This window comes from Luteibacter sp. Sphag1AF (genome assembly GCF_014192715.1).
Lineage (GTDB): Bacteria > Pseudomonadota > Gammaproteobacteria > Xanthomonadales > Rhodanobacteraceae > Luteibacter.
Window position 1 is genome coordinate 189029 of record NZ_JACHYH010000007.1, and the last position, 6000, is coordinate 195028.

General features: G+C 57.5%; 6 protein-coding genes. All 6 read left to right on the forward strand.

Going from position 1 to position 6000, the window contains the following annotated elements:
• Positions 1-208: 208 nt before the first annotated feature.
• Positions 209-1372 (forward strand): MFS transporter, encoded by a 1164-nt coding sequence (locus tag FHW69_RS16215; RefSeq protein ID WP_183424137.1) that lies wholly within the window; start codon positions 209-211, stop codon positions 1370-1372.
• Between the two features lie 184 nt (positions 1373-1556).
• Complete coding sequence (locus FHW69_RS16220; RefSeq protein WP_183424138.1) at positions 1557-3239, forward strand: type IV secretory system conjugative DNA transfer family protein; 1683 nt, start codon at positions 1557-1559, stop codon at positions 3237-3239.
• A 49-nt stretch (positions 3240-3288) separates the two neighbouring features.
• Complete coding sequence (locus tag FHW69_RS16225; protein WP_183424139.1) at positions 3289-3888, forward strand: hypothetical protein; 600 nt, start codon at positions 3289-3291, stop codon at positions 3886-3888.
• A 20-nt stretch (positions 3889-3908) separates the two neighbouring features.
• A complete protein-coding gene (locus FHW69_RS16230; RefSeq protein WP_183424140.1) occupies positions 3909-4616 on the forward strand; it encodes a hypothetical protein in 708 nt (235 codons plus the stop codon).
• A 124-nt stretch (positions 4617-4740) separates the two neighbouring features.
• Positions 4741-5343, forward strand: coding sequence for a hypothetical protein (locus tag FHW69_RS16235; protein ID WP_183424141.1), 603 nt, complete (start codon positions 4741-4743; stop codon positions 5341-5343).
• A gap of 20 nt (positions 5344-5363) precedes the next feature.
• A partial coding sequence (locus FHW69_RS16240; protein ID WP_183424142.1) for a DUF2235 domain-containing protein occupies positions 5364-6000 on the forward strand: 637 nt, incomplete at its 3' end.

Consider the following 6000-nt stretch of genomic DNA (forward strand, 5'->3'; position numbering starts at 1 on the left):
TTCCGGCGCGGTTTTTTTGCGTCGTGTAACGGGCTTTGTTGCCAACATGGCAAAGGTGTTGTGTCCCGCTGCGGCTTTATGCGCGGGGGGCCGAGTCGTAGCATGCACTCCAGAACGGCGGCCCCGGCAGCGGGCCAGACGCCGATAACCCCTCGATCAAGTGCCTTTCCCCGGTATCGGGGCAGGGTGCATTCCGGAGATTTTGAACATGAAATCCAGATGGGCATTGCTTGCCCTTGCCATCGGCGCCTTCGGCATCGGTACTACGGAGTTCGCTCCGATGGGCCTGTTGCCGGTGATCGCCGATGGCGTGGGTGTTTCCATTCCGACGGCCGGCCTGCTCATCAGCGCGTATGCGTTGGGTGTGGTGATCGGTGCGCCGATCATGACCGTGGCGCTGGGTCGCATGCGTGTTAAAGCCGCGCTGATTCTCCTGATGTCGATCTTCGTGACCGGCAACCTGCTGGCCTCCATCGCACCCGGTTACTGGACGCTGCTGGCCGCGCGCCTTGTTACCAGCATGAATCACGGCGCTTTCTTTGGCTTAGGCTCGGTGCTCGCCGCCAGCGTGGTGCCGAAAGACAAGCGCGCGAGCGCCGTCGCCATGATGTTCATGGGCCTGACTATCGCCAACATCGGCGGTGTGCCAGCCGCGACCTGGATCGGTCAGCAGATTGGCTGGCGCATGGCATTTGCGGGTACGGCGGCCCTGGGCGTGGTGGCCATCATTGCGCTGGCGCTGGCATTACCGCGAGGTGAGCGGGGCGTGCCGCCGCACATCCGCAACGAACTGGGCGTGCTCACCCGCAAAGAAGTGCTGATGGCCATGGCCACCACGGTGCTGGGTGCCGGTGCGATGTTCACGCTGTACACCTATGTGGCACCGACACTGCAAACGCTGACGCATGCGTCAACCGGCTTCGTGACGCTGGCGCTCGTGCTCATCGGTCTGGGCTTCACCGTCGGCAACTACATCGGCGGACGCCTGGCCGACTGGTCACTGGATGGTGCCAGCAAGATCTTCCTGGGTTCCATCGCACTCATCAGTCTGCTACTTCCGCTGATGCTGCCGAACCAGTTCGCCGCACTGGGTGGTCTGTTCCTGTGGGGTGTGGCCACGTTCGCCATCGTGCCGCCCGTACAGATGCGCGTGATGCACGCCGCCGCTGACGCACCGGGACTCGCCTCGTCGATGAACGTTGGCGCATTCAACCTCGGCAATGCATTGGGTGCGGCAGTAGGTGGTGGTGTGCTTTCGGCGGGCTTCGGTTACGCCGCTGTACCGGTAGCTGGCGCCATCCTCGCCGCAGGCGGCTTGCTGCTGGTCCTGGCTACTCGCACCACGCCCGCAGCAACCATCGTCAACGCCTGATCCACGCAGGCGGAAAAAAGGCCGCACCTTGAGGCGCGGCCTTTTTTTGTTCTTCGCAGAAGTCCGACGAAAACCACTCAGCCCAAATTAGGCAGGATTTTTCAGATTCACCTGAGAGCATCCGCCGATCCATCTTGAAAGAATGATCTCTCAACAGGCGCCCCTGCGTCCCGGGAGATCAAGGATGACCACGTTCAAGGCAGCGTTGGCGCTCGCCGGATTCGCACTCGCTGTTTACGTGGGCCTGCGCGCCGCAGGCCTGCTGACGCTGTTTCTGCTGCATTCCACACACGTTCCGTGGGAATGGCACACCTATTGGGTGTACTTCTCCTTGCGGGACCATCCCGCCATGGCCCCTCATGCAGGAACCATCAAGGCGGCTGGCGTCGTGGGCTTCGGCGTGCCGCTGGCCCTGTGGACAGGCGCGGTGGCGAAGTTCCTGAAGCCCGTTGCGCGCTCCGCTCACGGCGAAGCGCGATTTGCACAACGCCGCGATCTGTCCCGCGAAGGTCTGTTGCGCGGGGCAGATACCGGCATTGTCATCGGCAAGAGCCGTAACGACCTCCTTCGTCTGAATGGCACGCGGCATGCACTGCTTGCGGCACCCACGCGCAGCGGGAAGGGCGTGGGTGCCGTCATTCCGAATCTGCTGACCTATCGCGATTCGGTCGTTGTGCTGGATATAAAGCAGGAAGCGTTCGATCTGACGTCGGGCTGGCGGGCGACGCAGGGCGAGGTGTTCCTGTTCAATCCGTTCTCGCACGACCTGAAGACGCACGGCTGGAACCCGATGAGCTACGTCAGTACGGATCGTGCTCACCGAACCTCGGATTTGCAGGCCATTGCGGCCATTCTCTACGACGACGAGGAGCAACGTGACCGCTTCTGGACCAGCAGCGCACGCAACTGTTTCCTCGCCGCAAGCCTCTACCTCTTCGACAGGTGCGACAACGAGCGCACACGCGGCAAGAAGTCGAAGCACGGCAAGCCCACGCTGGGCCGCATCTATCGGCTGCTATCCGGCGATGGCGGCAATCTGAAGAATTACCTTGCCTCCCTCGCCGAACAGGATTTTCTGAGCGACGACGCGCGCACGGCATTCGCGAATCTGACTTCGTTGAGCGACAAGACGCTCTCGTCGGTAGTGGGCATGTTTCAGGCGCCGCTGCACATGTTTATCAACCCTGTGCTTGACAAGGCCACCTCGCGGGACAGCTTTGACCTGAGGAAGCTGCGCGAAAAGCCCATGAGCATCTATGTCGGCATATCGCCGGACAAACTCGCCGAATCCAGGCAAATCCTCAACCTTTTCTTCAGTCAGGCCATCAACCAGAACGTCCGCGAACTGCCTGAAAAGAACGCCAGCCTAAAGCACCAGTGCCTGATTCTCCTGGACGAATTCACTGCGCTCGGTCGCGTGGACATCATCGCGCGGTCCATCAGTTTCCTTGCTGGCTACAACCTGCGCATCTTCACCGTCATCCAGTCGCTGTCACAGCTGGACGCCACCTACGGTCGCGACGTGGCACGAAGCATGGTCACCAATCTGGCCTGCCAGATCATCTACACCCCTCGCGAACAACGCGACGCCAGCGACTATTCGGAAATGCTCGGCTACACCACGGTGCGCAAGCGGAAGGAAACGCGCTCGACGGGCAGCAACAAGGGAATGTCGTATACGGAAGTGGACGAGCGTCGCGCCTTGATGCTTCCGCAGGAGCTGAAAGCCATGAGCCCCGACGAGCAGATCATCTTCATCGAAGGCAGCGCACATCCCATCAAGTGCCGAAAGATTCGCTACTACAAGGACCGGTTCTTCACGGAGCGACTTTTGCCGAAGGTGGATGTTCCGAGGCTTTGCGCGTGATTTCCATATCGAGACAAGAGGGCGCCTTTATGCCGGGGAGGGAACGGGCATGAACCGTCAGCGATTTCGTGTCAAAGAAAAAATCCTGTTAACGATGTCGTTCATTCTTGTCGCGGGATGTCACGGGGCGATTTCAATTCACGAGCATGCCGGCAAGTCCGGACCATTCAAGAAGAATACTTTTCCTCTGACGTTCAGTGGGCACAATTTCTCTGCGTACTGCTTCAATACGTGGGGTTGCAAGGTGATCTATGACGACATGTACGACGTCAGGGACCGTGACGACGTGCTTTCAAGCCCATTCATGGGGCCTGACCATCTTCAGCGCCTGAATGCCGTAAGGATAAGTATCGAGAACTTTCCACCGCCTGCCATCGTGACGTGGCGGTCTCGGGATGGTGTGCCTCATGAGGATGCCATTGATCTCGATCGGATATTCAGGGACCGGCGCATCGTCCACAAGATCGACGAGAAGAAGATTTCCGATACCGCGTTTATCGGTAATCCGGACATTCTGCTGATAGTCGACGACCGAACGTTGAGCATCTACATGAAAACGTATCTCCCATTGAAGAAGCTTCGCGATCCAGCGAATCGTTACAGCGGAATGAGCGAGAGCTTCGTACGGATCTACGCAAAGACTTACTGACAAATCCCTAGGACAACGGAATGACTGACAAGTACAAGCGAGACCCGGATGGCCAGCGTCAGGACGGCGTGAGCGGATATCCGATCAAGGCAGCGGGCATGGAAGTTTTTCAAGGTGATGCTTGCATGAGTTTTCCACGAATACGCGGTGCGATTTACATCGCTATCGCGGCTCTTCTATGTCTACTTTCGGGAGGTTGCCACACCACCGTGCAGAACCTGGCTTCGTCAGGTGAGGTTGATCGGCATCGACCGAACCGATTTCCTCTGACGTTCAGTGCGCACAATTTCTCTGCGTACTGCTTCAGCGCATGGGGCTGCAAGGTGATCTATGACGACATGTACGTCGTCAGGAGGCCTGACAACGTGCTTACTGGCCCATTGAAGGGGCCTGACCATGTTCAGCAACTGGATGCCGTATATACAAGTGGGGATAACTTTCCACCCCCGGTCGTCGTGACCTGGCGGTCGCGGGATGGCGTGCCCCATAAGGATTCCATTGATCTCGATCAGATATTCAGGGATCGGCGCATCGTTCATGACGTCGACGAGAAGAAAATTTCCGAAATCGCGGTTATCGCTAATCCGGAAATTCTGCTGATAGTCGACGACCGAACGCTGAGCATCTACATGAAAGCATTTATCCCATTGAAGGAGCCTGGCAACCCAGCAAATCGTTACAGCGGCATGAGCCAGAACTCGGTGCTCGTTTACACCAAGACCTACTGACGAATTAACAGGGCAATGGAATGACTGAGAAACACAAGCGAGGTCCAGATGGCCAGCGTCAGGGCGACGTGAGCGCATATCCCGTCAAGGCGGCGGGCATGGAAGTTTTCAAGGCGATGCTTGCATGAGTCTTCAACCAATGCGCGGTGCGATTTACATCGCTATCGCGACTCTTCTATGTCTTCTTTCTGGAGGTTGCCACACCACCGCGCAGAACCTGGCTCCCCCAGGCGAGGTAGCTCGGCATCGACCGAACCGATTTCCTCTGACGTTCACCAGGCACAATTTTTCTGCGTATTGCTTCAGCACATGGGGCTGCAAGGTGATCTATGACGACATGTACGACGTCAAGGACCGTGACGACGTTCTTTCAAGCCCATTAAGGGGACCTCTCCATCTTCAGCAACTGAATACCGTAAACCTAAGCATTGAGAATTTTCCATCACCGGCCGTCGTGACGTGGCGGTCTCGGGATGGTGTGCCTCATGAGGATTCCATTGATCTCGATCGGGTATTCAGGGATCGGCGCATCGTCCACAGGATCGACGAGAAAAAGATTTCCGATACCGCATTTATCGGTTATCCGGACATTCTTCTGATAGTCGACGACCGAGCGTTGAGCATCTACATGAAAACGTATCTCCCATTGAAGAAGCTTCGCGATCCAGCGAATCGTTACAGCGGAATGAGCGAGAGCTTCGTACTGATCTACGCAAAGACTTACTGACAAAGCTATAGGACAACGGAATGACTGAGAAGCACAGGCGTGACGAGCATGGGTACCTTCAGGACGGTGTAAGTACGTATCCTGCCAGCGCAACGGACATGAGATTTTTTCAGGGAGCCGCGGATATCCTGAATACCTTGCCCGTACCGACGCTGTATCGCACAACTGATCCACAAACGAGACTCTTTGTTGCTGCTTTTGATGGGACAGGCAACGATGTCGACGGGGATCCGGAACATGCGACCAATGTTGCCCTGCTCCGCAGGTCCATCAGAGCAATGGAGCAATCAACGTCGCGGGTTCATGTGGAGTACCTGAAAGGCCCCGGCACGCAAAAGAATGCGATCATCCGCATGGTGGATGGTGCGTTCGGCTACACGTATGACGATCGTCTCGAAGACATGTATAAAAAGTTTATTTCATACGCTGCGGTATGGCTGGACGAGGACCCCAACGCCCAGATCCGCATCATTGAAACAGGCTTCAGCCGTGGCGCCGATCAGGCGGCGGGCTTTGCTCGCATGGTGCATGAGCGGGGAATCCAGGACCCTGACGGATACGAGCGATCCGGCTCACTCATCGGGCCGGATGAAATCTCCTTCAACCGACCGCCCCTGGTCGCGCCTGGCAACATCCCGCAGGCGGTGGCGCTGTTCG